We start from the raw sequence: 24,664 nt of genomic DNA on the forward strand, positions 1-24,664 counted from the left end.
ATGCCGGTAATCCAGACGACGCAAGAGGAAACTGAGACGTGGCTTCCTGCGCCATGGGCGAAGGTCAAGCGGCTACAGCGCACGGCGCCGGAGCCTGCCACGCAAATCAAAGTTCCGCAGCAGGCACCGGCTCCGGTTCGTTGTTCTAGCCAAGATCCCAACGGGGCTTTTGAGAAGCGTCTGAAATGGGTGGACAGCAGACGCCGTCCAGGATCGTATACGCGACAACGGCGGAGGAACTTTCATGGGCCCGGATTTGCTGAGCGCCGTTCTGATTGGCGGGATGGTTGCTGGAATCCTCGACATCGGCGCGGCGGCGGCGATCAATCGAAAGGGCCCCCTCGCTATCCTGCGCGGCATCGCGAGTGGTCTTCTTGGTCCCAAGGCGCTGAAAGGCGGAGCGTTGGCCTCAGCCTCGGGCTTTCTTCTGCAATTGGCGATGAGTGTCGTTATCGCAGCTATATATGGGTTAGCCAGCCTTTGGCTGCCGATTCTAGCGAGGATGTGGATCGCAACCGGCCTGGCCTACGGCGTCGGAGTTTTCGTGGTCATGACCTATATCGTCGTACCGCTTTCAGTTGCGCCCAGTCGTCCACTCCCGGGAATTTCGAAGATCGCCAAGGACCTGCTGGCCATGCTCGGTTTCGGCCTGATCATCGCCTACGCCGTCCATCGAGCATCCGTTTAGATCAGTCTACAGCGCAACCTTGGTACTTGGACTCGAATCGGAAAACGGACCCTGTGAAGTTTTAAAAGGGGTCGAAAGCAGCCTTCTCAATCCCCGTCCCGCCAGATCACCTGACGCCCTGCGGTAAGTTACGGCTTTGGTATGGCCGGCACCACAGGCGGACGGATGCTAGGAAGACTAGCCGAGAGTCCGGCTCAGCCTTCGGCCTTGAGTTTCAGTCGACTCGACTTTGATAGTTTTGAAGCGCAATCTTTTGGTTGGCCGGAGGCCAACACCATGCAACCGCCGCATAGGGAACCAACTGACGTAGCTGCCGTGATCGACAAAATACTGAGCGAGCACCGCATATCGGTCAAGGCCACAATAGCCATGCTGAGGCAGCGCACAGGCACTGAGCGCTCCGATGCCGATTTGGAAGGGCTGATAATCAAAAAGGCGGCAGTGCGTGGGATATCGATCATTCACGATAGGGATGATGCCGGCAGTACTTAGCAGAATGCAATTGAGAACAAGCTGCCCGCCTCTGTGCCCTCAAGCTAGGACAGCCACAAGCCGGTGGCTCAGCCTTCGGCCTTGAAGTTCTTCGCTTCCTTCTCGACCTTTGGGCTGTCTTTGCCGTGCTCACGCATGAGGTCCTTCGCCTGCTTCGGGGATACGTCCGTGGTCTCGGCCAGGTGCTGGGCCTTCTTGTCTTCTCCTTCGGTCTTCTTCTTGGTCATCATGGCTTCTTAAGCTCCCTTGCCGCCTGCTCCAAGGCCTCGCGGTCGTTGCCGATGCGATCAATCAGTGCCTGCGCTTGGTCGCCCGTGATGCCGGTTCGAAGGGCCAGTGCCTCGACATCCAACACGTTGTCCGGGTCGATGGTGGGAGCTGGGTTGTCGTTGGGGATGTTGTCTTTGCCCATGGCGGAGACTCCTTTTGCAATAACCACAACGAGCAAGATTTCGGAGAGTTCCGCGTCTAGTCCTGACGAATGAACACCCCTGCCTCCTTGGCAGCGCCGACGAATGCATTTCTCGCGACACTCACGGTCTTGCGCTGCTCCATTACGTCCATCATCTGGCGGACTCATGGCGCAGCAGACAGCAGGTCTGTTCGATCACCTCGTCGGCGCGCAGCTAACAATCTCCGCCCAGCCAAATCTGGGCGGGATCGTCTACCCCGGGAAACACAGGATGCTTCAGCCCTTAGCTTTGACATAGTCGGCGGTGACCTCGTCCTTGTGGGCGGCGAAGGCTGCCAGGACCTCGGCCTTCTCGGGCTTCGGGACCTTGAAGAAGTCCAGTGTCCGTCCCAGTTCCGCTGTGACCTCATCGAATTCTGCCGGAGAGATCCGGAGATCCCGGTGGGACGTCGTCTTTTCAACAAAAACAACCAGTTGGCGGGTGGTTAGCCCAGCCAGATCCTTCGTATCTTCTCGTATTCGGTGGCGAACCTAGTAGCGAGGACTCCGGTTGAGGCTCCTCTCGCCTGGAAATGCTCCATTCCGTGTGGCATTTCGTCTGGCCGGTTGTGGCTCGCTCCTTACCAAAGCAATGTCTACAAGTTTTATAGACATTTGCTGCAGAGCACGTCATACTGTGAGTTCAAGTGCCTGACACTTTCGCCATTCGTGTTCATATGATCAGGAGATGACGATGACGCAGACATTCCTGGAGACAGTTCCAGGCCGCCTCAGAGCGGTGATCGACACTCTTTTCCCAGCTTCGGAACTTTCGCACCGTCTAGCGGGGTCGCCCAAGGCGGGAGCCGATTTCAGGCCGGAAACGGACTCTCGTCGCCCGGAACGGGATGAAGGCTTCTACTGGGGCGTCGGCACATGCGGCTATTGGTAGACGCTGCCGCGTTCGCTTCATGGAAATGAACCAAAGCGCCTAATCGAAATGCGGGGGTTCCCTGGCAGCATGGTTGCTGCTGCGATGATGGAGGAGACCGATGACCACACGCCTTTTGCCCGCACTGCATGAGGGCCATGCACCGATCCATTTGCACGGAGCTTTCTACGAGGCTTTGGAGGCTTACCAGACCTGGACTCCGGGGACGGACGAGCCGCAAGTGGAATTCGAGAACCACATGATCCCGATCAGTTCGGTCTTCGGTCGGATGCGGACCTGCACCGACATGCTGCCTTGGCGCATCGAGGCCGATGTCCTGGATATCGTCGGTGACGCACTGATTTCCAGCGGCGAAAGGGCGATCACCTACGCCGATGCCGCTCTCGTCCTTCGCGCCTTGTGCGTGAAGCGCCTTCGGGGCGACGACTACGTCCGCTTGGCACAATAACTTGCGGCGCGTTGTGTAAGCCCTTCAGACGCGCCGCGCCTTGGGACGCTCCTCGCTCGCCTTGGCACTGTATCCGTCAGCCCGAGGCCAGCCTGACCAGGTTGCTCCTCGGCTGGCGCGCTGAAAGCAGGGCCGCGAACTGGTCCACGGCCTGCCCGGCTCGCGCCAGGACGAGCGGGTCCACAAGCTTGCCGTCGGCAAAATCGCTGTCGCTGCCACAGACGGCGCTCGGCACTGTCAGCGCCGAATAAAAGCCGAACAGTGGGCGAAGCTGGTGTTCGACCACCAGCGCGTGGCGCTGGCCACCGCCAGTCGCGCCGATCAGAACCGGCCGGTCGACGAGCGTCAGCGGATCAATGAGGTCGAACAGATGCTTGAACAGGCCGGCATAGGAGCCGTTGTAGACCGGCGTCGTCACGATCAGCGCGTCGGCCTGCTCGATGGCCTCCACCACATTCAGCGCCTCCGGCGTCAACTCCTTTCGCGTGAACGCGGCACCCAGACCGCGGCCGGCATCGACGAGATCGAGGAAATTCGCCGTGACCGACAGTTTTTCGCGCAGCGCCTCACCGAGATGATGCGCCAGCGTCCGTGATTTCGACGGCCTGTGGGTGTTGCCTGACAGCACGACGACGTTCTGGCGCAGCCGTTCGACATGGAAATTCATGGATTCTCCCATCTGTCCGATGCGATTGGAAACTCAGGCGGGGCCACTGACCCCGCCATTTCGTGAGCGACTGTCAGGCGGCGCGCAGAGGCCGCGTCAGCGGGATCGGTACTGCCGGCTCCGAACGCGGCACGCGGCCTTCGACCGGATGGCTCGGATCGTTAAAGCGGTGCGTCGAGGCATGGCCGGCGGTGACGAGGTGGTCGACAAAGGCCTCGTCCTCGGCGCTCAGCCTGAAGTCCAGTGCCTTGGCGTAGCTGTCCCACTGTTCCTCGGTGCGCGGACCGGCAATTGCCGCCGTGATCAGCCGGTTGTTCAGCACCCAGGCCAACGCGAAATCGGTGGCGGAGACCCCACGCGACTTTGCGTGCGCGGCGATCTGCCTGGCGATCTCGATCGACTCCGGACGCCATTCGGTCTCGGCGATGCGCTTGTCGCCACGGCCGGCTCGCGTGTCCGCCGCAGGCGCCTGGTTCGGCTCGTATTTCCCGGTCAGCACGCCACGCGCCAACGGGCTGTAAGAGACGACGCCGAGACCATAATAGGCGGCTGCCGGCAACTGCTCGGCTTCGGCGGTGCGGTTGACGATGTTGTAGAGCGGCTGGCTGGCCACCGGCCGGTCGATGCCGAGTTCATCGGCCAGATGCGCGACTTCCGCGATGCGCCAGCCACGGAAGTTGGAGACGCCGAAATAACGCAGCTTGCCCTGGCGGATCAGGTCGGCGATCGCCCGCACCGGCTCTTCCAGCGGCGCATCGAAGACGGCGCGGTGGAAGTAGAAGAGGTCGATGTAGTCGGTTCCGAGGCGCCGCAGGCTGTTCTCGACGGTCTGGATCACCCATTTGCGCGAATGGCCGCCGAGATTGGGACCCTTGTCATGCGAGTTGACGAATTTGGTCGCCACAACCCAATGATCGCGCGTCGCCTTGATGCCGCGGCCGACGACTTCCTCGGACTTGCCATTGTGATAGACGTCGGCGGTGTCGATGAAATTGATGCCTTGCTCGCGCGCCTTGTCGATGATGCGATGCGCGACATTTTCCTCGGTCGGCCCGCCGAACATCATCGTGCCGAGGCTGAGCGGGGAAACCTTCAGGGCGCTACGGCCAAGATAGCGGTAATCGGACATTGTTCTGCTCCGTTGAACTTTCAGTTGAGGGTTGGTTCGGCGTAATGGCAGGCGACGTGGTGTCCGGGCGCGACCGCCCGGAACGCCGGTTCCTGCGAACGGCAGAGATCAGTCGCCAGCGGGCAGCGCGTGTGAAAGCGGCAACCGCTCGGGATGTTCTGCGGGCTCGGCAGATCTCCGTGGATCGGTGCGGCCTGGCGACGGCGCGCCGGGTCGGGCACGGCGTCCATCAGCGCGAGCGTGTAGGGATGCTTCGGCGAGGTCCACAGCGTTGCATTGTCGGCGCTTTCGACGATGCGGCCGAGATACATGACCAGCACCCGGTCGGCGAAATAGCGGACCACCGAGAGATCGTGCGAGATGAAGAGATAGGACAGGCCGAGCTGCCGCTTCATGTCGACCAAAAGGTTGAGGATCTGCGCCTGGATGGAGAGATCGAGCGCCGACACAGGCTCGTCGCAGACGACCAGTTCCGGATTGAGGATCAGCGCGCGGGCAATGCCGATGCGCTGGCGCTGACCGCCGGAAAATTCATGTGGGTAGCGGCCAAGCGAATCTCTTGGCAAACCGACACGCTCGATGATGTCCTCGACAATCTTGCGCCGCTCGGCCTTGTTGCCGATGCCATGGACTTTCAGCGGCGCCGTCAAAATATCGCCGATCGTGTGGCGTGGGTTGAGCGACGCGAACGGATCCTGGAAAATCATCTGGATGTTGCGCCGCGCCGCCTTCAGCCGGCGAGCGTCGAGCACGGTGATGTCGATGCCGTTGAACTCGATCTTGCCGCCCGTCGGATCGACCAGCCGCATGATGGTCTTGCCGAGTGTCGACTTTCCGCAACCGCTCTCGCCGACGAGACCAACCGTTTCGCCGCGCTCGACCTCGAGGGAAACGCCGTCGACGGCGCGCAGCGCACCACCCTGGGCATGAAAATGCGTGGAGAGGTCAGAGACCGAAAGCAGCGCCATGCGCAACCTCCGGAATGAAGCTGTAGGGGCAAGCCACCAACCGGTCTTCGCTGACTTCGACGAGATCGGGCACGAAATGGGCGCAGCTGTCGCGCGCCACCGCGCAACGCGGCCGGAACGGGCAGCCCTTCTCGCCGGCGGCCGAGACGATGCTGCCGGGAATCTCCGTCAGCCTGGCGTCGCGGTAATGGAGATTGGTCTTCAGCCGCGGCGACGCCGCCAGCAGGCCGCGCGTGTAGGGATGAAGCGGGGTTCTGAACAATGCACCTGGCAGTGCCTGCTCGACCTTGCGGCCGGCATACATGACCACGACCTTGTCGGCCCATTGCGCGACGACACCGAGATCGTGGGTGATGAGCACCACCGCCATAGACAATTCGCGGCGCAGCGTATCGAGGAGGTCGAGCACCTGCGCCTGGATGGTCACGTCCAAAGCCGTCGTAGGCTCGTCGGCGATCAGCAGGCGCGGCCGGCAGGCAACGGCGATGGCGATCATGACGCGCTGGCGCATGCCGCCGGAAAGCTGGTGCGGATAGTCGTCGATGCGCCGCTGCGGATCGGGAATGCGCACCAGATTGAGAAGCTCGATGGCACGGCTCCGCGCTGCCTTGCCGCGTATGCCTTCGTGTAGTGTCAGCACCTCGGTGATCTGCCGGCCGATGGTCAGCACTGGATTGAGCGACGTCATCGGCTCCTGGAAGATCATCGCGATCTCGCGTCCGCGCAGGTTCCGCATCGCCTTCTGGTCGAGACCGAACAGGTCCCTGCCGGCGAATTCGATCCGGCCGTTGGGGATTTTTGCCGAGCGCGGCAAAAGCTGCATCAGGGCAAGTGCTGTCAGCGACTTGCCGGAGCCCGATTCACCGACGATCGCCAGCGTCTCGCCTTCGCCAACCTCGAAGCTCAGCCGGCTGACCGGCTCGGTGGTCGGGAAGCGAACCGTCAGATTGTCGACCTTGAGCAAAGGAGCGGCCATCTCTAGCGCTCCTGCGAGAAGCGCGGATTGAGCGCGTCGTTGAGGCCGTCGCCAATTAGGTTCAGCGCCAGCACGGTGAAGACGATCGCCAGTCCCGGAAGCGCCGTCAGATACCAGGCGGTGCGGATCAGTTCCCTGCCCGCTCCGATCATCGAACCCCAACTGACGACGTTGGGATCGCCGAGACCCATGAAGGACAGCGCCGATTCCATCAGGATCGCGGTTGCCACCATCACCGATGAGGTCACGATCAAAGGCGGCAGCGCATTGGGCAGGATCTCGCGGAAGATGATGCGGGCATGGCCGTAGCCGAGGCTGCGGGCGGCCATGACGAAATCCTTCTCGCGAATAGCCCGGAATTCGGCACGGGTCAGCCGCGCCACCGTCGGCCAGGTGATGACGGCGATCGCCACCGTCACCACAGGCGCGGTCGGCTGCGCGATCGCCACCATGACCACCAGAAGCACGAAGCTCGGAATGGTCTGAAATATCTCGATCAGGCGCACCAGCAGGTCGTCGATCCAGCCGCCGAAATAGCCGGCGGTGGCGCCGACAAGGATGCCGAAGCTGAGACCGAGCGCGGTCGCCACCAGGCCGACGAACAGCGAAATCCGGGCGCCATGCAGGATGCCGGAAAGCACGTCGCGGCCCATGGAATCCGTGCCCAGCGGGAAGGCCGGATTCTGGCCCGGCCACAGGAAGGGCCGCGCCACCATCGACAACGGATCGGCCGGATAGACGACGGGCGCCAGCAGGGCAGCCAGCACGACCAGCGACAGGAACACCACGCCGAACATGGCGTTGGGATTGCGCAGGAAAACCTTCAGCGCCCGGCCACCGGCGGCAATAGGTACCGACGCCGCCGAGGCAGAGCGCGCGTCCGGCGCGTGGAGGTTGCTCCAGCTCCTGGCTTCGGGTTCAGCCGGTACCGCAGGCTCGCGAGCCTCGGCATAGGCGCGGCGGGAGCGGGCCTCGCCGGCGGTGAAATCGGTGGAAGCCATCAGCGTACTCCGATGCGGGGATCGAGCCAGGCGTGCAGCAGATCGACCGTCGCATTGGCGACGATGACCAGCAGCGACGACAGCAGCAGGATGCCGAGCAGCACGGTAAAATCGCGGCCCATGACCGCCTCGAAGGCAAGACGCCCGAGGCCAGGCCAGGAATAGACAGTCTCGACGACCACGGCACCGCCAAGCATGCCGCCAACATGCATGCCGGCCATGGTGGTGATGGGGATCAGCGCGTTGCGCAAGACATGCCGGATGGTGATGACGGTCGGCGACAGGCCCTTGGCGGCGGCGGTGCGCACATAGTCCTGCGACTGGACTTCCAGCATTGCCGCGCGGGTCAGCCGCGCATAGATCGCCACGTAGAACAGTGCCAGCGACAGCGCCGGCAGGATCATGTAGCGCACCTTGTCCCAGAGACCGGCAAGGCCGGTCAGGTTGCTGCCGATGGTTCCCGAACCGCCACTCGGCAGCCAGCCTAGCTTGACCGAGAACAGCACGATCAGCATCAACCCGATCCAGAAGCCCGGGATCGAATAGAACAGCAGCGAAACGACCGAAAGCAGACGATCCGGCAGGCGACCGGAGAACACTGCCATCAACGATCCGAGGACGAGACCGAGTGCGATGGCGATGGTCAGCGCCACCGCCATCAGCAACAGCGTTCCCGGTAGCCGCTGGCCGATCAGGTCGGCGACCGGCATGCCGTAGCGCGGCGAAAAGCCGAGGCTGAAATGCGCCAGGTTGTAGAGATAGTTGAACAGCTGGACGAGCAGCGGATTGTCGAGCCCGAAGCGCTGGCGCAGCGCCGCCATGGTTTCCACCGTGGCCGAACCGGCCTCGCCAGCCATGACGTCGGCGGCATCGCCCGGCGCAAGCTGCAGCAGGAAGAAGTTCAGGACGACGATGCCCAGAACCGTCGGCACCGCCTGGATGGCCGTGCGTCGGAAGGTTCTGCCAATGCGCGTCAGGGTCGACATCGTTTTCGCTATCCCGGCTGTGGCTGACGATGCGGGTTTGCTGTTTCCCGGAAAGTTCCGCGCTTTTTAGTTGACAAGATTTATAGACATTGTCAAATCTGATTTAAGAAATTTTATTCTGTAAATGGCGACATTGCAGAATAGAATTTTATTTCATGCTACAAAAATAGCTGTTTGAAGTATGAAATCTTAAGTGCGGGAGCAGAGCGGCCAAATCTTTTCACAAACGGGCCGGCTCTTGGAACGATGGATTTTTTACCCGGCTGTCGACGACCGGCCGATCGATGCCGGCAGCAAAAAAGGACCAGAGCGCCATGTCTCATTTCCTCACGCCGAACCGCCGCAGGTTCCTTGGCCTGTCGGCAACCGCGCTCGGAGCGGCCCTGTTGCCTGCATCGCGCAGCGCCTACGCAGCCGAGCCGAGACTGGGTGGGACGGCGACGCTGCTGCTCTCGGCCGAGCCGCCGGTGCTGACGACGATCGCCCACACGGCGTTCAATTCCGTCTACGTCTCGGCAAAGACCACCGAGGGTCTGCTGACCTATGATTTCGATCTCACGCCGCGCCCGTCGCTGGCCAGGCAATGGTCGGTCAGCGACGATGGCCTGCAATACACCTTCAAACTGGGCGAAGGTGTGAAGTGGCATGATGGCCAGCCATTCACCGCCGCTGACGTCGCCTACTCGATCGCCACGATCAAGGATGTTCATCCGCGTGGCCGCAACACCTTCCTCAATCTTGTCGACATCCAGACACCGGATCCGCTGACCGTGACACTGGTCCTGTCGAAGCCGGCGCCTTACCTGATCACGGCGCTGGCCGCGGCCGAGACGCCGATCGTGCCCAAGCACCTCTATGACGGCAGCAAGGCAGCCGAAAATCCGGTCAACAACGCGCCGGTCGGCACCGGCCCGTTCGTCTTCAAGGAATGGGTCCGCGGCAGCCACATCGTCTACGACCGCAATCCAGACTATTGGGATGCGCCGCGCCCCTATCTCGACCGGCTGATCGTCCGTTTCATCCCCGACGCTTCGGCGCGCGCGCTGGCGCTGGAGACCGGCGAGATCGACCTGGCGCCGGCAACGCCGATCCCGTACAGCGATTTGCAGCGCTTCGAAACGCTGCCGCATATCGGCTTCGAGAAGCAGGGCTATCAGTATTCCAATGGTGTCAGCCGGGTCGAGTTCAACCTGGAGAAGCCCTACTTCCAGGATGTTCGGGTCCGCCGCGCCTTCGCCCACGTCATCGACCGCAACGTCATCCGCGACACGATCAACTATGGCTATGGCGAGACCATTCCCGGTCCGATCAACCCCAATCTGAAAAAGTGGTTCGTCGCCGACCTGAAGACCTATCCGGTCGACGCAGCCGCCGCCGAGAAACTGCTCGACGAAGCAGGCTTGCCGCGCGACGCCGACGGCACACGCCTCAAGCTTGTCCACGACTATGTCCCGAGCGGCGAGACCTACAAGCGCGGCGCCGACTACATCAAGCAGGCACTGGCCGCGGTCGGTGTCGAGGTCACCGTGCGCAGCCAGGATTTCGCCACCTACACAAAGCGCATCTACACCGACCGCGATTTCGACTTCACCTTCAACGGCATGAGCAATCTGTTCGACCCGACGGTCGGCGTGCAGCGGCTCTACTGGTCGAAGAATTTCAAGCCGGGCGTGCCGTTCTCCAACGGGTCGAAATACAGCAATCCCAAGGTGGATGAGCTGCTTGAAGCGGCCGCCGTCGAGGTCGATCACGAAAAGCGCTTCGAGCAATGGGCCGCGATCCAGCAGATCCTTGTCGAGGACCTGCCCGACATCGGCATCGTTAGCCAGCCGGAAATCACCCTCTACAACAGGCGCATCGCCGATCACACGGTGGGCGCCGAGGGCAATGCCGGTAGCCTCGCTTCAGCCCATATCGTCGCCTGATCCGCCGCCCCATGCGCGGTGCTTCGCGCATGGCTTCTCTTTCTCCTTCCCCGAGAGACCCCCCATGACGCTCGCCCACAAGCCTGGTTCCATCGTCGGCACACCCTTCTTCAAGGCGCCGACCGACTATCCGGACAGCCCGCTGTCGAAAGCGCTTCAGCAGCCGGTGCTGCTCGGGCTGTTCCTGCCGATCCAGGCCGGCGGCTGGACCAACTCCACCCTGCCGCGCTCGACCGACTGGCGCTTCGACTACAATCGCGACCTGACGCTCAAGGCCGAAGAGCTTGGCTTCGACCTCGTCTTCGCGCTCAGCCAATGGCTGCCCAAGGGCGGCTACGGCGGTGTCTTCAACGGCCAGGCGCTGGACAGCTTCGTGTCCGTCGCGGCCATGGCCGCGATCACCAAAAAGATCATGCTGATCTCGACCATGCATGTTCTCTATGGGCCCTGGCATCCGCTGCATCTGGCCAAATTCGGCGCCACGCTCGACCATATTTCCGGCGGCCGCTGGGGCATCAACGTGGTCACCGGTCATCGCGCCGTCGAACATGAAATGTTCGGCTGGAACCGGATCGAGCATGACCGCCGCTACGAACTGGCGGCCGAATTCGTCGAGGTGCTGCAGCGGCTGTGGCAGGATGATGAGAATTTCTCCTTCTCCGGAGAATCGAGCTGGAAGCTCAATGGCGGCTTCGTCACGCCGAAGCCGAATTACGGTCGGCCGATCCTGGTCAACGCCACCGGCTCCGATGCCGGCATCGCCTTTGCCGGCCGTTACTCCGACATCGTCTTCGTCACCAGCCCGGCCGGCTCCGACATCGCCAGCGCGCTGGAGGCACTGCCGGCGCATACCAAGAAGGTCAAGGACGCAGCCCTCGGCGTCGGCCGCACCGTGCGCACGCTGCTCAATCCGCTGGTCATCAGCCGTCCGACCGAGAAGGAAGCCTGGGCGGTCGCCGACGAGATCGTCGCCCATGCCGACAGCCGCACGCCGAAAGGCTTCCAGACCTTCAACAGCGACGCCCAGGCATGGAAGGGCCGCGAAGGCCGCGACGATCCCTACGCCAAGGTCGGCGGCAACATCTATCTCATCGGCACGCCCGAACAGATCGTCGACCAGTTCGTCAAGCTCAAGGACGCCGGCATAGACGGCCTGCAGCTGTCCTTCTTCGACTTCAAGCCCGACCTCGAATTCTTCGGCGAGAACATCCTGCCGCTGATGAAGCAGGCCGGCCTGCGCAACGCCTGAGGAGTATTCATGACCACGACTGCGATCTCCGAAATCTGGTACACACGCTGCCCGGTGCCGACGCCTGTCGGGCTTGCGGCGCAGCTCGGGCTCTTGGACGAGACCTTCCGCAAGGAAGGGATCGAATTGAAGTCGATCATCGACTCGCCCAACCGCGATATCCGCCAGAGCCATTTCAACCACACGCTCGACTGGTCGTTCCGCCACGGCGGCAACGTGCCGCCGATCCGCGCGCGCTCCGAAGGGCGCAAGACGCGTCTCGTCGGCATCACCTGGACCGACGAATTCCAGGCGATCACCACCTTGCCCGGTACCGGCATCCGGACGACCCAGGACCTGAAAGGCCGCCGCTTCGGCATCGCCCGGCGCCCCGAAGGCATTGTCGACTTCATGCGGGCGACGGCGTTGAAGGGACTGGTCTCGGCGCTGTCGCTCGAAGGCCTCAGCCATGCCGACGTCGAGATTGTCGACATCGCGCTGACCGACAGCGTGCTCGATGGCCAGGAAGGACCATCGCTGTTCGGCCTCAAGCGCAAGCAGGTCTATGGCGAGGAGGCCGCCGCGCTAATCCGTGGCGAGGTCGACGCCATCTATGTCAAAGGCACGGCCGGCATCAATGTCGCCAATCTGATCGGCGCCATCCAGGTCGCCGAATTCGGCTTCCACCCCGACCCGAACATCCGCATCAATTCCGGTTCGCCGCGTGTGCTGACCGTCGATGATCTGCTGGCCGAAGAGCGCCCCGATCTGGTCGCGCGCCTGATCGAGACGATCCTGCGCGCCAGCACCTGGGCCGAGGCGCATCCGGACGAGACGCGCCGCTTCGTCGCCCGCGAATCCGGCGCCACCGAAGAACAGGTGCTGGCTGCCAACGGGCCGGATGTCCACAAGCATCTCGGCCTCGGACTGCAGCCCGAGCTCGTCGCGGCGGTTTCCCACTACAAGGATTTCCTGCGCGACTGGGGTTTTCTCGCCAGCGATTTCGACGTCGGAACATGGGTCGATCGCCGGCCGCTCGATCTGGTGACCATCCGCGCCGCCGCCTGAGAGGAAGCTCATGACCTCGACGATCCCCGAATTTCCGCAACTTCTCGACACGGCAGCTGGCCTTGCCGACGACTTCGCGCTGACCGCCGCGCATCACGACGCGACCGGGGAATTTCCCTTCGCCAATTTCGGCCGGCTTCACCAGGCCGGGCTGCTTGGTCTGGTCACGGCGCGCGAGCATGGCGGCTTGGGTGGCGGGCTGACGGAAGCCCAGGCGGTGATCGCCGAGATCGGCCGTGGCGAACCGTCGACCGCGCTGGTGCTGGCCATGCATTACAACAGCCAGTATGCGCTGCGGAAATCCGGGAAATGGCCGCGCCATCTGGTGCAGCGCATTGTCGAGGCCGGCCGTCTCGGCCCTGCCTTGATCAACGCCGCGCAGGCCGAGCCGGGGATCGGCTCACCCGCCCACGGCAAGCCGCCCGAAACCATTGCCCGGCGCGACGGCAATGTCTGGCGGATAACCGGCCACAAGAACTACGTCACCGGCATTCCCATCCTGACATGGGTGAACCTGCTGGCGCTGACCGACGAGCCGCAACCGCGCCTCGCCTCGTTCCTGGTGCCGACCAATGCGCCGGGGTTGCGCGTCGAAAAGACATGGAACGCCGCCGGCATGCGGGCCACCTCCAGCGACGATGTCATTCTCGACAATGTCGCGGTGCCCATCGAAGACATCACCGAGGCGCAACCAGCGTCCGAACCGCTTCGACGTGAAGAAGGATCGACGGCGTTCTTCTTTTCACTGATCGGCGCCGTCTACCACGGTGCGGCCCGCGCTGCCCGTGACCGGCTGGTCTCCTTCGTCACCACGCATGCGCCGGCGAGCCTCGGCGCGCCGCTGTCGACCGTGCCGCACATCCAGGTGGGGCTGGGCGAGATCGAGGTCCGGCTTGCGACCAGCACGCGGCTGCTGCGTTCGCTCGCCGAAGACGTCGACGCCGGCCGGCCGGTCGGCACCGACGGCATGACGGTCAGGCATGTCGTCATCGACAATGCCGTTGCCGTCACCTCGCTGGCGCTGGAGCTTGCTGGTAATCCTGGCCTTAACAGAGATTTCCAGCTCGAGCGTCACCACCGCGATGCGCTGACCGCACGCTCGCACGCGCCGCAGAACCATATGATCCGCACGATCGCCGCCAAGGCGGCGCTTAGCCGCCACGCTGCCGGCCAAGTGGCAGAGCCGCCGGCTATTGCCGCTGTCAAACACAGGCTAAAGGCGGTCGGGTGAGCGACGCCATGATATCTGACCATGTCGAAGTCGCCATCATCGGCGGAGGCCCTGGTGGCCTGACACTGGCGCAGGGCCTGAAGAAGAACGGCATCAATGTCGCAGTCTTCGAGAAGGATCGCGCCCGCACCGATTATGTCCAGGGTTTTCGTCTGCGCATCCGCCAGCGCGGCATCGATTCGCTGATCGCCAATTTGCCGCCGGACCTCTACGCGGCTTTTGTCGCCACACTTGGCCAGGCCCCGGATCGCAATATCCTGCTCGACGAGAACTTCGAGACTTTGGGCGAGGACGCCTGGGGCGGCGGCAACGCGGCGGGCGAGGCGGACGACACGCATATCGAAAAGTCGGTGAGCCGCATCACGCTGCGCCAAGTGCTGCTGTCCGGCCTCGACGGTATCGTGCGCTACGGCAAGGTCTTTTCACGCTATGAGGAGCAGCCGGACGGCTCGGTTACGGCGCATTTCGAGGACGGCTCGACAATTCATGTCGATGTTCTGGTCGGTGCCGACGGCGCCCGCTCGCGCGTGCGCCAACAGCTGGTGCCGCATGCGCGAAGCTTCGACACAGGTGTGCGGCGCCTGGCCGGCAAGATGACGCTGCACGCGGCAGCCCTTCACCAGATCTCGCCGCTGCTGCTCGACTACAATGCCGGCATCAGGCCGACGGAAGGTCACGGGCTGATGGTCACCAGCCACCGGGTCAATGTCGAGGCCTATCGCAAATATGGGCTGATCGGGCTGGACGACGACACCCACAAGGACATTGCCGGTTTCCATTTCAACAACACCACCAGCTATGTCTGGTGGAACACCGCATACGAGAAGGACGAGCTGGCCACGGATGACGTGCTGGCAAAGCTCTCCGGCTCAGAGTTGCTCGACCTGCTGCTGTCGAAGATCGGCCACTGGCATCCGGAGATCCTCAATCTCATCCGCTACACAGATCCGTCGACGGTCGCCCTGCTTCACGTCCACAGCTCGGAGCCTGTCGAGCCATGGCCGACGAAACGGGTGACACTGCTTGGCGACGCCATCCATGCCATGACCTATTTCCGTGCGCTCGGCGGCAACACCGCGATCTACGACGCCGGGCTGCTGGTGCCGGAACTGGTGGCCACCAAACGCGGCGACAAGCCGCTTCTCAAGGCGCTGTCGGACTATGAGGCATAAGATGCTGGAGCACGGCGCCGATGCGGTACGATCTTCGCTGACGGCGATGCAGAAGAATGTGCTCTCGGGCCGCCGCCGCCAAAAGGAAGCCGCCGAATAGCGACCCCTGAAAATCACCCGACAGTCCTCCTGCCTCTACGCCGCTTCCACCAGCCTGGCCGACTGGAAGTCATGCAGGAGGATGGCGATCTCGAAGCCGCGCCGCTGCAGCCAGTGCGCCGTCGTCGCCGCGCGAACGCCAAGCAGATCGTCGATCAGAACGACCCGGGCGCCGCGCACCGCGATGCTGCGGTAGGCGACGCCGAGCAACTGCCCGCCCTCCGACGCGATCGAGCCCGGAATGTGCGCTTTGGCGAATTCCTCCGGCGTGCGCACGTCGAGCAAATAGGTCGTCCGCTTATCGTCCTTCGCCCAGGCTTCGGCCGCCGCCGCATCGATGCGGGGAAAGCTGTCGCCTCCGGCAAGTTTTGCGATGTGCTCACCGGCGAAGCGCCTGGCGTTCTCGCTGGCCGGACCATAGACGGCGGTCTTGCCGGTTTCCAGCGCAAGACCAGCCTCGCGCCACGCCTTGGTGCCGTCGTGCAGATAGGCGACCCTGTTGGGCACGCCGGCGTCGATCAGCGTTTGCGCGCCGATGATGGCGCGCGGCAGGCCGGCGCAGGAGACAACCACCTGCGTCTCCGGCGACGGCACCAGGTCGGCGAAGCGCAGCACCAGCTCGGCGCCCGGCACGCTGATGGCGCCCGGCACATGGTCCTTGTCGAACTCCGCCACCGTTCGGCTGTCGAGCACGACCACGTCGGTGCCCTGGCGCCTGAGCGCCACGAGTTCTTCAGCGGTAATGACCGGCGTTCCCTTCTCGTCGCGGATCGCCAGCGAAAAATCGACGCCCGGCGTGTCGAAGGTCGGCAAGCCTTCCACGCCACCTTTCGTCCATTCCGGAATTCCACCGGCCAGTGCGAAAAGCTGGCTGCGACCATGCCCGGTCAACCGTTCGACAAGTTGCTCGGCAACGCCGCTGCCGTCATCGGCCAGCACGGTGCGCACCGATTTGCGCGGGATGAAGCGGTCGATCTCCGCTTCGACCTGATCCGCGGGCAGATTGGTGGCAAACAGCGGCGACGCATATCCGACAGTCGCGCTGTCTCGGATATCCAGCACCGCCAGTTCTTCCCCATCGGCCAGCCATTGGCGAAACGTTTCCGAATCGATCGTGCTCGCGTTCATGATGCTTTCCTCTCCTGATGCTCGGCGGCGCCGCGGACCGGACGCGCAAGGCCGAGATTCTCGCGCAACGTCCTGCCTTCGTAAGCGGTGCGGAACAGGCCCCGCCGCTGCAGTTCCGGGATGACGAGGTCGACGAAATCGGTGAGGCCCGTCGGCAGGATCGGCGGCATGACGTTGAAGCCGTCCGCCGCCCCGCCGGTGAACCACTCTTCCATCATGTCGGCGACATCCTTCGGCGTGCCGACGATCTGGAAATGGCCACGTGCGCCGGCAATGGCGAGATACAATTGCCGGATGGTCAGGTTCCGGCTCGCGGCCAATTCGGAAACGACCTTCAGGCGGCTCTTCACCGCATCGGAACTGCCGAGTTCCGGCAGCGGTCCGTCGAGCGGATGGCCGGATAGATCGACGCCGCCGAGCAAGCCGGAAACCAGCGCCACGCCAACCACCGGATCGACCAGGCGTTGGATGGCGTCGAACTTGTCCTCGGCCTCCGTGCGCGTCGGCGCAACGACCGGGAAGACACCTGGCATGATCTTCAAGGAATCGGCAGAGCGGCCAAAGCCCCCCAGCCGGCCTTTCAGCTCGGTGTAAAAACCGCGCGCCGATTCAAGGGTGGGATGGGCGGTGAAAACCACCTCCGCCGTCCTGGCTGCCAGTTGCTGGCCGGCATCGGAAGAACCGGCCTGAACGATGACGGGATGGCCCTGCGGAGGGCGGGCGACGTTGAGCGGTCCCTTGACGCGGAAATGCCGGCCAACGTGGTCAGGGGCATGGATACCGTGCCGTTCGATGGCGATCCCCGAAGCCTTGTCGGCGACGAAGGCATCGTCGTCCCAGCTGTCCCAGAGCTTCTGCGCCACGGCAACAAACTCTTCCGCGCGGTCGTAGCGGTCGGCATGGACGGGATGCTGGTCGCGGCTGAAATTGGCGGCCGCCGGCGCGTCGGCCGAGGTGACGTCATTCCAGCCTGTCCGGCCGCCGCTTAGATGGTCGACCGAAGCGAATAGGCGCGCCAGATGGAAAGGTTCCCAATAGGTGGTCGAGGCGGTCGCGACGAGCCCGATCCTCTGCGTGATGGTCGAGAGGGCCGACAAAAGCGTCAGCGGCTCGAAATGCACGACATGGCCGGTGCGTTCGAAAGTCTCGATCGGTTGCTCGCCATTGCGCGCGCTGAGGCTGTCGGCGAGGAAGACCATGTCGAAGAGACCGCGCTCGGCGGTGCGCGCGGCGTCCGCATAGTGCTGAAAACTCAGGCCCGGATTGGCGGGCACATCGGGATGGCGCCAGGCGGCGACATGATGGCCAGGTCCGCGGACGAAGGCTCCAAGCCTTATCTTTCGATCTTTAGTCATCGGCGGCTCTCGGGCTGGTCGCAAAGGGGCTTCCTATCTAGCGCCTGCCAAACGCGCTGAGCGAAAGAATGCCTTTCGCCAGCTGGCAATTATTGTTTTTTGACATCGGGTTATGGGACAGCACGATGGCCACTGCCGAGGCGATGGGCTAGAGCCACGCACCGCCGGCGTCGCAAAGGTTCTTGATGCCTCATACCCCCTCTTCCCCGCCGTCGATCATCCCCCCGCATTCGATCCCGCGCTCGATCATTATTGTGGGCGGTGGCTTTGCCGGCGCCCTTACCGCGATCAAATTGCTTGACCGTTCGACGGAGCCGCTGGCGATCACCATGATCGAGCGCCGGGCCCAGCTTGGTCGTGGCGTAGCCTACGGCACCGCCGATCCGCAACACCTCGTCAACGGCGCGGCGCGCATCTTCTCGCTGCATCCGGACGATCCCGATCACCTCGTTCGCTGGCTGCTGGCGAATGGACCCGACCACGGCTGGACGCCGCCCGCGGATGTGCCGGACTCCAGCCCGCCGCGTTGGCTGTTCGGCAGCTATGTCCAGTCGGAACTGACCAGAGCGATCCGAGAAGCTGACGGGCGTTCGTCACTGCGCCACATCAAGGCATCCGCCGTCGATATGCTGACCGGTCCATCCGGAGTCTGCGTCGGCACCAGCGACGGCCAGCAATTGCTGGCGGATGAGGCCGTGCTGGCGACAGGCGTTTTTCAGAGCGAGCCCTCCGCCACGGAAGCAGCAATCGTCAGCGATCCCCGCTATGTCGCAAATCCCTGGGATTCAGCAGCGCTGGACCGGCTCGCCGGCAGCAAGGAACTGCTGCTGATCGGTTCCAGTCTGAGCATGGTCGACGTCGTCGCCAGCATGGAGGCACGCGGCTTCGAGGGCCGCTATCGCGTGGTGTCGCGGCGGGGACAGATTGTCGAGCCACGGCGCAACACCGAGGCGTGGCGCGACTTCCTCGTCGACCGGCCATTGCCTAAAACCGCCAGCGCGCTGCTCGCCTCGGTCAAGGCCGAACGTCGGGCGATCGCTGCCGCCGGGCTGGACTGGCAAGGGCTGCCGCTGACCATCCGGCCGTGGATCCTGGCCTTGTGGCAAGGCGCCACCGACAGGGAGCGTCTGAAGTTCACACGCCACCTCCGCGCTTTCTGGGACGTCACCGCGCACCGTGCGGCACCGCCGAGCTTTGAGCGCGTTGCACTGGCGCAGAAGCAAGGCCGCTGGACGGCGGGAGCCGGACGGGTCCTTGGACTCTATCCCGAAGCCACGGGCATCGCAGCCGAGATCCGCTGGCGCGATACCGGCGCGGTCGAACGCGTGCGCTTCGATGGTATCGTCAACTGCCGCGGCCATCAGGAGCATGATTGGCGGCGGATCGCCGATCCGTTTGTCCACGGCCTGCTCGAGAACGGCATCGTCAGACCGCACGCAACCGGCTTCGGCATCGACGCCACGCATGACGGCCGGGTGATTTCCGGTGACGGCAGGACCCATGGCAATCTCTTTGCCATCGGCCACCCGCTGCGCGGCGTCGCCTGGGAATCGAGTTCCATCGGCGAACAGCTTGCGCAAGCCATCGCCCTTGCCAACCTTCTGGTCGGGGCCAGCCCAAAGCTGCGTGCTCTGGCCTGAGGTTGCTCACCCTGCAAAAGGACAGAAACGAAAAGCGCGGCATCGAGATGCGGCTCTTTTCCGGTCCTATGTAGCAAAGCACCAACTTCCCGCACGACCTAAAGGGTGGATTCCCATAACATCGTCACGGAAGTTCACGACGCTATTCCGGGCGATCCAGCCGAATAGCTAGCCATAGGGTTGGCCGGCTGAATGTGCTATGATTCGGCACATGGGAAAGAAGGCAAAGCAGAAAGCAAAGCAGGCGATTGAAGCCCCATTAGAAGGCAGGCTTGAAAGGGAAGCTACTATGCCCGCAAGGTCGGCATCACTAGAGACGAGGCTCTCACGATCATCCGGGAAGCCCACCAGCCGAAGCTTTCCATAGTCCGCAAGGACAAGGCCGGATAGTCACCCCGACACCTTTGGTGCTTTTGCTACATAAGACCGATCTTTTCTTTCTGGTTGCCCGCAGATTCAGGCGTTCGGATCGAGATAGGCGTCGGCGAAATTGGCCGACAGGCCTTCGGCGCCGGGCGCGTAGTTCTTCACCGTTTTGCGGGCGATGATGATGGTCGGCGGCGCGATCAGATTGATGATCGGCAACTCGTCGGCGATGATCTCCTGGAATTTGAAGAACAGCTGCTTGCGCTTGGCCTCGTCGAGCTCGACCGATGCGGCTTCAAGCAACCGGTCGACCTCGGGATTCTCATAGTGCGCGCCGTTGGAGAACGGCAGCCCTTTCTTGATGTTCTTCGACCAGTAAAGTCGCTGCGCGCCGGCGCTCGGATCGAAGATGTTGCCGCAGGATTCCGTCGACAGGTCCCAGGTGCGGTCGGTGTAGATGGTTTTGACATAGGTGCCGAAGTCGAATTTTTCGATCTCGGCATCGATGCCGATCTTGGCCAACGCCTGCTTGAGGAAGTCGGCATAGCCCCATGGATTATAGGGATTGTTCGTGAGCCTGAGCTTGAAGCGGATGCCATCTGCTCCCCGCTTGAAGCCGGCCTCGTCAAGCAGTTTTTCCGACAGCGCCGTATCGAACGTCGCGGCCTTCACATCGGGATCGAAATACTTCTTGTTGACGACGCTGATCGGCGTCGGCGACACTTGGCCATAGCCGTAAAACACGATGGCGTTCACCGCGTCGAGGTCGATCGCATGCGCAATTGCCTGACGGACCTTCTTCTCCTTCAGGATCGGGTTTTCGAGATTGATGATCAGCTGGTGCAACGGGCCGCTATAGGCGAAGACCGTGCTGTCGACGACGAATTGCGGCAGCGCCTTGAACCGCTCCAGGTCCGCAAACGCCACCGGGTTCGGCCCGATGTCGACTTCGCCCGTCTCGAGTGCCGCGGCGCGCGCGCCCGGATCAGTGATGAAGCGGAAAATGATCCGGTCGAGATAGGGTTTCGGTGCATCCCAATAGGTCGGATTCTTTTCGACGAGGATGTGGCTGCCCTTTACCCATTCCTTCAGCACGAACGGCCCGCTGCCGATGATCTGCTCGAAGGATGGATCGTCCGCCGGCTTCAGCTTCTCGTAGACGTGCTTGGGCACGACCGGCGATTCCGTCGCGGCCAGCCCCGAGATCAGGGCGGCGGACGGCTTCGACAATTTGATTTTCACGATATGCGGGTCCGACGTGTCGATGTCGGTGACGTTCTGGAAGGTGATGCGCCCACGCGGATGCGCTTCGCGCAGCCGTGAGATCGAAAAGGCCACGTCCTCGGAGGTCAGGTCATGGCCGTCGCTGAACTTCACCCCCTGGCGCAGCTTGAAGACATATTCGAGCCCGTCGTCGCTGATCGACCATTCGGTGGCAAGTTGTGGTCGCGGATTGAGATCGTAATCGTAGGCGAGCAGGCCGTCGAAAATCTTCGGACCGATGGTGGCCGGTCCGCCGGCGCTGGTGTTGATGGAAACGATCTGGTTGGGCTCGGGATAGTAGACGAAGTTGAGCGTGCCGCCGGCCACCGGCTTTGCGTCACCTGCGAAGGCTCCGGCGGGAAGGGCGGCGCTCGTGCCGGCCAGCAGCAGGAACTGATTGAACAGGCGTCGGTTGATGGTCATGGTCGGTACTCCGAATTGACGCGATTTATCTTTCATGGAGAAAAGTCGGGATCGCCGTTTTCACGCGCCGATCCCAACCGGAGGGATTTGCAGAGTGCTCAGGCGTTTGGCGCGAGCCATATCTGCGCGAAGCTGTTGTTGATCCCTTGAGCGCCGGGCGCGAAATCCCTGACCTTCTTGTTGGCAACGATCTGGGCACCGGCCGCAACGAGATCGACCGACACCACGTCGTCATGGATGATGTGCTGGAACTTGTACCAGAGCTCGCGCCGCTTGGTTTCGTCGGGCTCGATGGCGGCGGCTTCGAGGATCTGGTCGACCTCGGGGTTTGCGTAGTGGCTGGCGTTGGAGAAGACGAGGCCGATCTTGAAGTTCTTCGACCAGTAGGCGCGCTGGACGCCGAGCGTCGGATCGAAGGTGTTCGACAGCGACTCGACCACCAGGTCCCAGGCGCGGTCGGTGTAGACGGTCTTCAGGAACGTCGACAGGTCGAGCTTCAGGATCTCGGCGTCGATGCCGACCACTGCCAGCGACTGCTTGATGAAATCGGCATACGACGCCGGCAGGAACGCATTGTAGGCGAGCCGGAGCTTGAAGCGCGTACCGTCGGCGCCGCGCGGATGGCCGGCGTCGTCGAGCAGCTTCTCCGCCAGTTTGGGGTCGGGCTCGCGCGCCTTGATGCTGGGGTCATACCATTTGGGCAGCGCCGTGCTGATCGGGCTTGGCGATACCTGCGCATAGCCGTAGAGCGCGATGTCGACCAGTTTCTGTAGATCGATCGCGTGGGCGATGGCCAGGCGCACGTCGCGCTTGGTCAGGATTTCGTTCTCGTAGTTGAAGAACAATTGCTGCTGCGGGCCGGAATAGGCATAGGTATTGGTGTCGACGACCAGAGCGGGGTTGGCCTTCAGCCGCTCGATGTCGGCCAACGGCACGGGATTGGCGCCGATATCGATCTCGCCGGTTTCAAGAGCCGCCGAGCGCGCGGCCGGGTCGAGGATGACGTGCAGGACGATGCGGTCGAGGTAGGGCCTGGGCGCGTCCCAATAGTTCGGATTGCGGTCGAAGATCAGATGGCTGCCGGGCACCCATTCCTTGAGAACGAAGGGACCGGTGCCGATCGTCTGTTCGAGCTTCGGCTGTTCCGCCGGCTTGAACGTTTCGTAGACGTGCTTCGGCACGATCGGTGATTCCGAGCTGCTCAGCGCCGTAATCAGATAGGGCGCCGGCTTTGAAAGCACGATGATGGCGGTGTGCGGATCGGGCGTCTCGACCGCCGTCACGTTCTGGTAGGTGATGCGGCCACGCGGATGCGCCTCCTTCAGCCGGAAGATGGTGAAGGCAACGTCTTCCGAGGTGAAGTCCTTGCCGTCATGCCACTTGACGCCCTCGCGCAGCTTGAAGGTGTAGCGCAGGCCGTCATCGCTGATCGACCACTCCGTCGCCAGCAGCGGTTTCGGGGTGAGGTCATAGGCGAAATCAAGCAGGCCTTCATTCACCTTGGGACCGATCGCCTGGCCGGTGCCCGACGAAGTGTTGATGGCAATCAGCGACGTCGGATCGGGATAGTAGGCCCAGTTGAGCGTGCCGCCCTGAACGGGCGTGCCTTCGGCGGCAAAGGAAAGACCGGGCAATGCGAAGCTCGCACCGCCAAGCAACAGCAGCTGGTTGAAATGACGACGATTGACAGACATGGTCTTGGGCTCCGGAAAACGGATTGCATCCGGCGGCCGAACGCATTCCGGCGCCTCGACGCAATGATCCCTGTGGTGCCGCAAAACCGGAAGAATGATTTTCTATCGCCTGCCGAAAGCGCCGCTTCGCACGACCGTTTCATTCCATGGCCTGCCACGCGGGCTGATACCCAAATCGGTGCCGTCCATCTTATTTCTACAAGAACAGTAGACATTGCGATTTTTTAGATTTCCGTTCCCGCTGACGCGACGCTGCGGCAAACGAAATTTTCCGCCGCGTGCTTTGGCGCAAAGCCCGCCCTCGTCGCGCCGGGCCTGAACGTGTTGAATGCGCCTCATGGTTGATCTCATTCGCGCAAAACCGAGGAAGCTGCGACCGACGCTGGCGAGACTTCCGCCGCTGACTTCGCTTCGCGCTTTTGTCGCAACCGCCCGCCATCTGAGCTTTACGCGGGCGGCAGAAGAACTCCACGTCACGCCCGCCGCCATCGGCCAGCAGATCCGCCTGCTCGAGGATCATCTGGGGCAACCGCTGTTCCAGCGCAATCGCGGCGAGCTTCTGCTGACCTCGGCCGGTCAGGCTTTGATGCCCGGCCTCACCGAGGCCTTCGACGTGGTTGTCGAATCGGTCGCGCGTATTTCCGGTGACGAGGAAGATGCGCCGATCAAGGTATCGGTCGCCCCTTCCTTCGCCAGCAAATGGCTGATCCCGCGCCTCGACGCGCTGCGCGATGCGGTACCCGGGCTTGAAGTGCTGGTCGATGCATCGACGCGCCTTGCCGATTTCGCCAGCGAAGACATCGACTGCGTCATCCGCTACGGCTCGGGCGCCTATAGCGGCCTGATCACGGAACGGCTGTTCTCGGAAGCGGTGCTGCCCGTTTGCAGCCCGGAATTTGCCCGCATGCACGGTCTCTATCGCGGGCCGGAAGGGCTGCGTGATGCGCCGATCCTACATGAGGAGGGACCGGAACGCGACCCGAGCTGCCCGGACTGGAAGGGCTGGCTGCGATCCAACGGCCTGTCCGGCCGCCTTGTCGAAGGTGGCATACGGCTTAGCCAGTCCTCGCTGGTGCTCGACGCGGCTGTGGCCGGCAAGGGCATCGGTCTCGGCAAATTCCGTCTGGCCGAACCCGACCTTGCCGCGGGGCGGCTGGTCAGCCCGTTCGGCTCGCCGCAGCCGGTCGAGTTTTCCTATTATTTCGCGACGACGCCGCACAAGGCGAAGCTCGCGACCGTCGAGCGCTTCCATGGCTGGTTGAAGGCTGAGGCGCGGAGGCTTGGCGCGCTCGACTTCACACCGCCGGCGGCACTGCCGGCGCGCATCGCCATCATCGCCGCTGAATAGTTCTGCCTCAGTCTTGCAGAGAAGCA

At 63.0% G+C, this 24,664-nt stretch carries 23 protein-coding genes; 10 read left to right on the top strand and 13 right to left on the bottom strand.

Going from position 1 to position 24,664, the window contains the following annotated elements:
• Nucleotides 1-244 precede the first annotated feature (244 nt).
• Both B5V02_RS37315 and B5V02_RS42085 read left to right on the top strand, forming a co-directional pair.
• Complete coding sequence (locus B5V02_RS37315; protein WP_111548913.1) at nt 245-688, top strand: hypothetical protein; 444 nt, start codon at nt 245-247, stop codon at nt 686-688.
• Nucleotides 689-829: 141 nt separating this feature from the next.
• The gene (locus B5V02_RS42085) at nt 830-1,180 is read left to right on the top strand and encodes a hypothetical protein (protein ID WP_245446378.1); all 351 of its coding nucleotides are present in this window, start codon (nt 830-832) and stop codon (nt 1,178-1,180) included.
• A 68-nt stretch (nt 1,181-1,248) separates the two neighbouring features.
• Here the strand turns inward: B5V02_RS42085 and B5V02_RS37325 are convergent, their stop codons facing one another.
• Genes B5V02_RS37325 through B5V02_RS42870 form a run of 3 tightly spaced genes read right to left on the bottom strand, consistent with a single transcriptional unit; the run spans nt 1,249 to nt 1,747 of the window.
• Nucleotides 1,249-1,410, bottom strand: coding sequence for a hypothetical protein (locus B5V02_RS37325; protein ID WP_208647195.1), 162 nt, complete (start codon nt 1,408-1,410; stop codon nt 1,249-1,251).
• Entirely contained in the window at nt 1,407-1,592 is a 186-nt protein-coding gene (locus B5V02_RS37330) for a hypothetical protein (RefSeq protein WP_245446379.1), read from the bottom strand. The genes B5V02_RS37325 and B5V02_RS37330 overlap by 4 nt, the downstream gene beginning before the upstream one ends.
• 56 nt (nt 1,593-1,648) lie before the next feature.
• The gene (locus tag B5V02_RS42870; protein WP_111548914.1) at nt 1,649-1,747 is read right to left on the bottom strand and encodes a DUF982 domain-containing protein; all 99 of its coding nucleotides are present in this window, start codon (nt 1,745-1,747) and stop codon (nt 1,649-1,651) included.
• Between the two features lie 876 nt (nt 1,748-2,623).
• Between B5V02_RS42870 and B5V02_RS37345 the strand changes: the two genes are divergently transcribed.
• On the top strand, nt 2,624-2,971 hold the full coding sequence (locus tag B5V02_RS37345; RefSeq protein WP_111548915.1) for a BRA0787 family protein: 348 nt from the start codon (nt 2,624-2,626) through the stop codon (nt 2,969-2,971).
• Nucleotides 2,972-3,047: 76 nt separating this feature from the next.
• On the opposite strand, the gene msuE is transcribed toward B5V02_RS37345, so the two are convergent.
• The 6 genes from msuE to B5V02_RS37375 all read right to left on the bottom strand — a co-directional run bounded on the left by msuE (nt 3,048) and on the right by B5V02_RS37375 (nt 8,698).
• A complete protein-coding gene (gene msuE, locus B5V02_RS37350) occupies nt 3,048-3,638 on the bottom strand; it encodes an FMN reductase (RefSeq protein WP_111548916.1) in 591 nt (196 codons plus the stop codon).
• A gap of 73 nt (nt 3,639-3,711) precedes the next feature.
• Nucleotides 3,712-4,767: an aldo/keto reductase gene (locus tag B5V02_RS37355; RefSeq protein ID WP_111548917.1), complete on the bottom strand. Its 1,056-nt coding sequence runs from the start codon at nt 4,765-4,767 to the stop codon at nt 3,712-3,714.
• A gap of 20 nt (nt 4,768-4,787) precedes the next feature.
• Nucleotides 4,788-5,735, bottom strand: a complete 948-nt coding sequence (locus B5V02_RS37360) for an ABC transporter ATP-binding protein (RefSeq protein ID WP_111548918.1) — start codon at nt 5,733-5,735, stop codon at nt 4,788-4,790.
• Nucleotides 5,713-6,711: an ABC transporter ATP-binding protein gene (locus tag B5V02_RS37365; RefSeq protein ID WP_111548919.1), complete on the bottom strand. Its 999-nt coding sequence runs from the start codon at nt 6,709-6,711 to the stop codon at nt 5,713-5,715. The genes B5V02_RS37360 and B5V02_RS37365 overlap by 23 nt, the downstream gene beginning before the upstream one ends.
• A gap of 2 nt (nt 6,712-6,713) precedes the next feature.
• On the bottom strand, nt 6,714-7,712 hold the full coding sequence (locus B5V02_RS37370; protein ID WP_111548920.1) for an ABC transporter permease: 999 nt from the start codon (nt 7,710-7,712) through the stop codon (nt 6,714-6,716).
• Nucleotides 7,712-8,698, bottom strand: a complete 987-nt coding sequence (locus tag B5V02_RS37375; RefSeq protein WP_111548921.1) for an ABC transporter permease — start codon at nt 8,696-8,698, stop codon at nt 7,712-7,714. The genes B5V02_RS37370 and B5V02_RS37375 overlap by 1 nt, the downstream gene beginning before the upstream one ends.
• Before the next feature lie 314 nt (nt 8,699-9,012).
• Here B5V02_RS37375 and B5V02_RS37380 point away from each other — a divergent pair, with 314 nt between their 5' ends.
• The 5 genes from B5V02_RS37380 to B5V02_RS37400 all read left to right on the top strand — a co-directional run bounded on the left by B5V02_RS37380 (nt 9,013) and on the right by B5V02_RS37400 (nt 15,322).
• On the top strand, nt 9,013-10,623 hold the full coding sequence (locus B5V02_RS37380) for an ABC transporter substrate-binding protein (RefSeq protein WP_111548976.1): 1,611 nt from the start codon (nt 9,013-9,015) through the stop codon (nt 10,621-10,623).
• Nucleotides 10,624-10,687: 64 nt separating this feature from the next.
• Nucleotides 10,688-11,872, top strand: coding sequence for an LLM class flavin-dependent oxidoreductase (locus B5V02_RS37385; protein WP_111548922.1), 1,185 nt, complete (start codon nt 10,688-10,690; stop codon nt 11,870-11,872).
• 9 nt (nt 11,873-11,881) lie between these two features.
• Entirely contained in the window at nt 11,882-12,919 is a 1,038-nt protein-coding gene (locus B5V02_RS37390) for an ABC transporter substrate-binding protein (RefSeq protein WP_111548923.1), read from the top strand.
• 10 nt (nt 12,920-12,929) lie between these two features.
• Nucleotides 12,930-14,150 (top strand): acyl-CoA dehydrogenase family protein, encoded by a 1,221-nt coding sequence (locus tag B5V02_RS37395; protein ID WP_111548924.1) that lies wholly within the window; start codon nt 12,930-12,932, stop codon nt 14,148-14,150.
• An 8-nt stretch (nt 14,151-14,158) separates the two neighbouring features.
• Nucleotides 14,159-15,322 (top strand): FAD-dependent oxidoreductase, encoded by a 1,164-nt coding sequence (locus tag B5V02_RS37400; RefSeq protein ID WP_167458815.1) that lies wholly within the window; start codon nt 14,159-14,161, stop codon nt 15,320-15,322.
• 135 nt (nt 15,323-15,457) lie between these two features.
• On the opposite strand, the gene B5V02_RS37405 is transcribed toward B5V02_RS37400, so the two are convergent.
• Together B5V02_RS37405 and B5V02_RS37410 are read right to left on the bottom strand one after the other, a co-directional pair.
• Nucleotides 15,458-16,549: a rhodanese-like domain-containing protein gene (locus tag B5V02_RS37405; RefSeq protein ID WP_111548925.1), complete on the bottom strand. Its 1,092-nt coding sequence runs from the start codon at nt 16,547-16,549 to the stop codon at nt 15,458-15,460.
• On the bottom strand, nt 16,546-17,904 hold the full coding sequence (locus B5V02_RS37410) for an LLM class flavin-dependent oxidoreductase (RefSeq protein WP_111548926.1): 1,359 nt from the start codon (nt 17,902-17,904) through the stop codon (nt 16,546-16,548). Before B5V02_RS37410 ends, B5V02_RS37405 begins: the two co-directional genes overlap by 4 nt.
• 185 nt (nt 17,905-18,089) lie before the next feature.
• On the opposite strand from B5V02_RS37410, the gene B5V02_RS37415 reads away from it, so the two are divergent.
• Nucleotides 18,090-19,544 carry an FAD/NAD(P)-binding protein gene (locus tag B5V02_RS37415; protein ID WP_111548927.1) on the top strand — a complete coding sequence of 485 codons (1,455 nt, stop codon included), beginning with the start codon at nt 18,090-18,092 and terminating at the stop codon, nt 19,542-19,544.
• A 456-nt stretch (nt 19,545-20,000) separates the two neighbouring features.
• Here B5V02_RS37415 and B5V02_RS37425 read toward each other — a convergent pair whose 3' ends face one another.
• Both B5V02_RS37425 and B5V02_RS37430 read right to left on the bottom strand, forming a co-directional pair.
• Nucleotides 20,001-21,596 (bottom strand): ABC transporter substrate-binding protein, encoded by a 1,596-nt coding sequence (locus B5V02_RS37425; RefSeq protein ID WP_111548928.1) that lies wholly within the window; start codon nt 21,594-21,596, stop codon nt 20,001-20,003.
• A 98-nt stretch (nt 21,597-21,694) separates the two neighbouring features.
• Nucleotides 21,695-23,290: an ABC transporter substrate-binding protein gene (locus B5V02_RS37430; protein ID WP_111548929.1), complete on the bottom strand. Its 1,596-nt coding sequence runs from the start codon at nt 23,288-23,290 to the stop codon at nt 21,695-21,697.
• Nucleotides 23,291-23,627: 337 nt separating this feature from the next.
• Between B5V02_RS37430 and gcvA the strand changes: the two genes are divergently transcribed.
• Nucleotides 23,628-24,638: a transcriptional regulator GcvA gene (gcvA, locus tag B5V02_RS37435; RefSeq protein WP_111548977.1), complete on the top strand. Its 1,011-nt coding sequence runs from the start codon at nt 23,628-23,630 to the stop codon at nt 24,636-24,638.
• The last annotated feature ends 26 nt before the right edge of the window (nt 24,639-24,664 follow it).

It is taken from the genome of Mesorhizobium kowhaii (assembly GCF_003253745.1).
GTDB classification, from domain to species: Bacteria; Pseudomonadota; Alphaproteobacteria; order Rhizobiales; family Rhizobiaceae; genus Mesorhizobium; species Mesorhizobium kowhaii.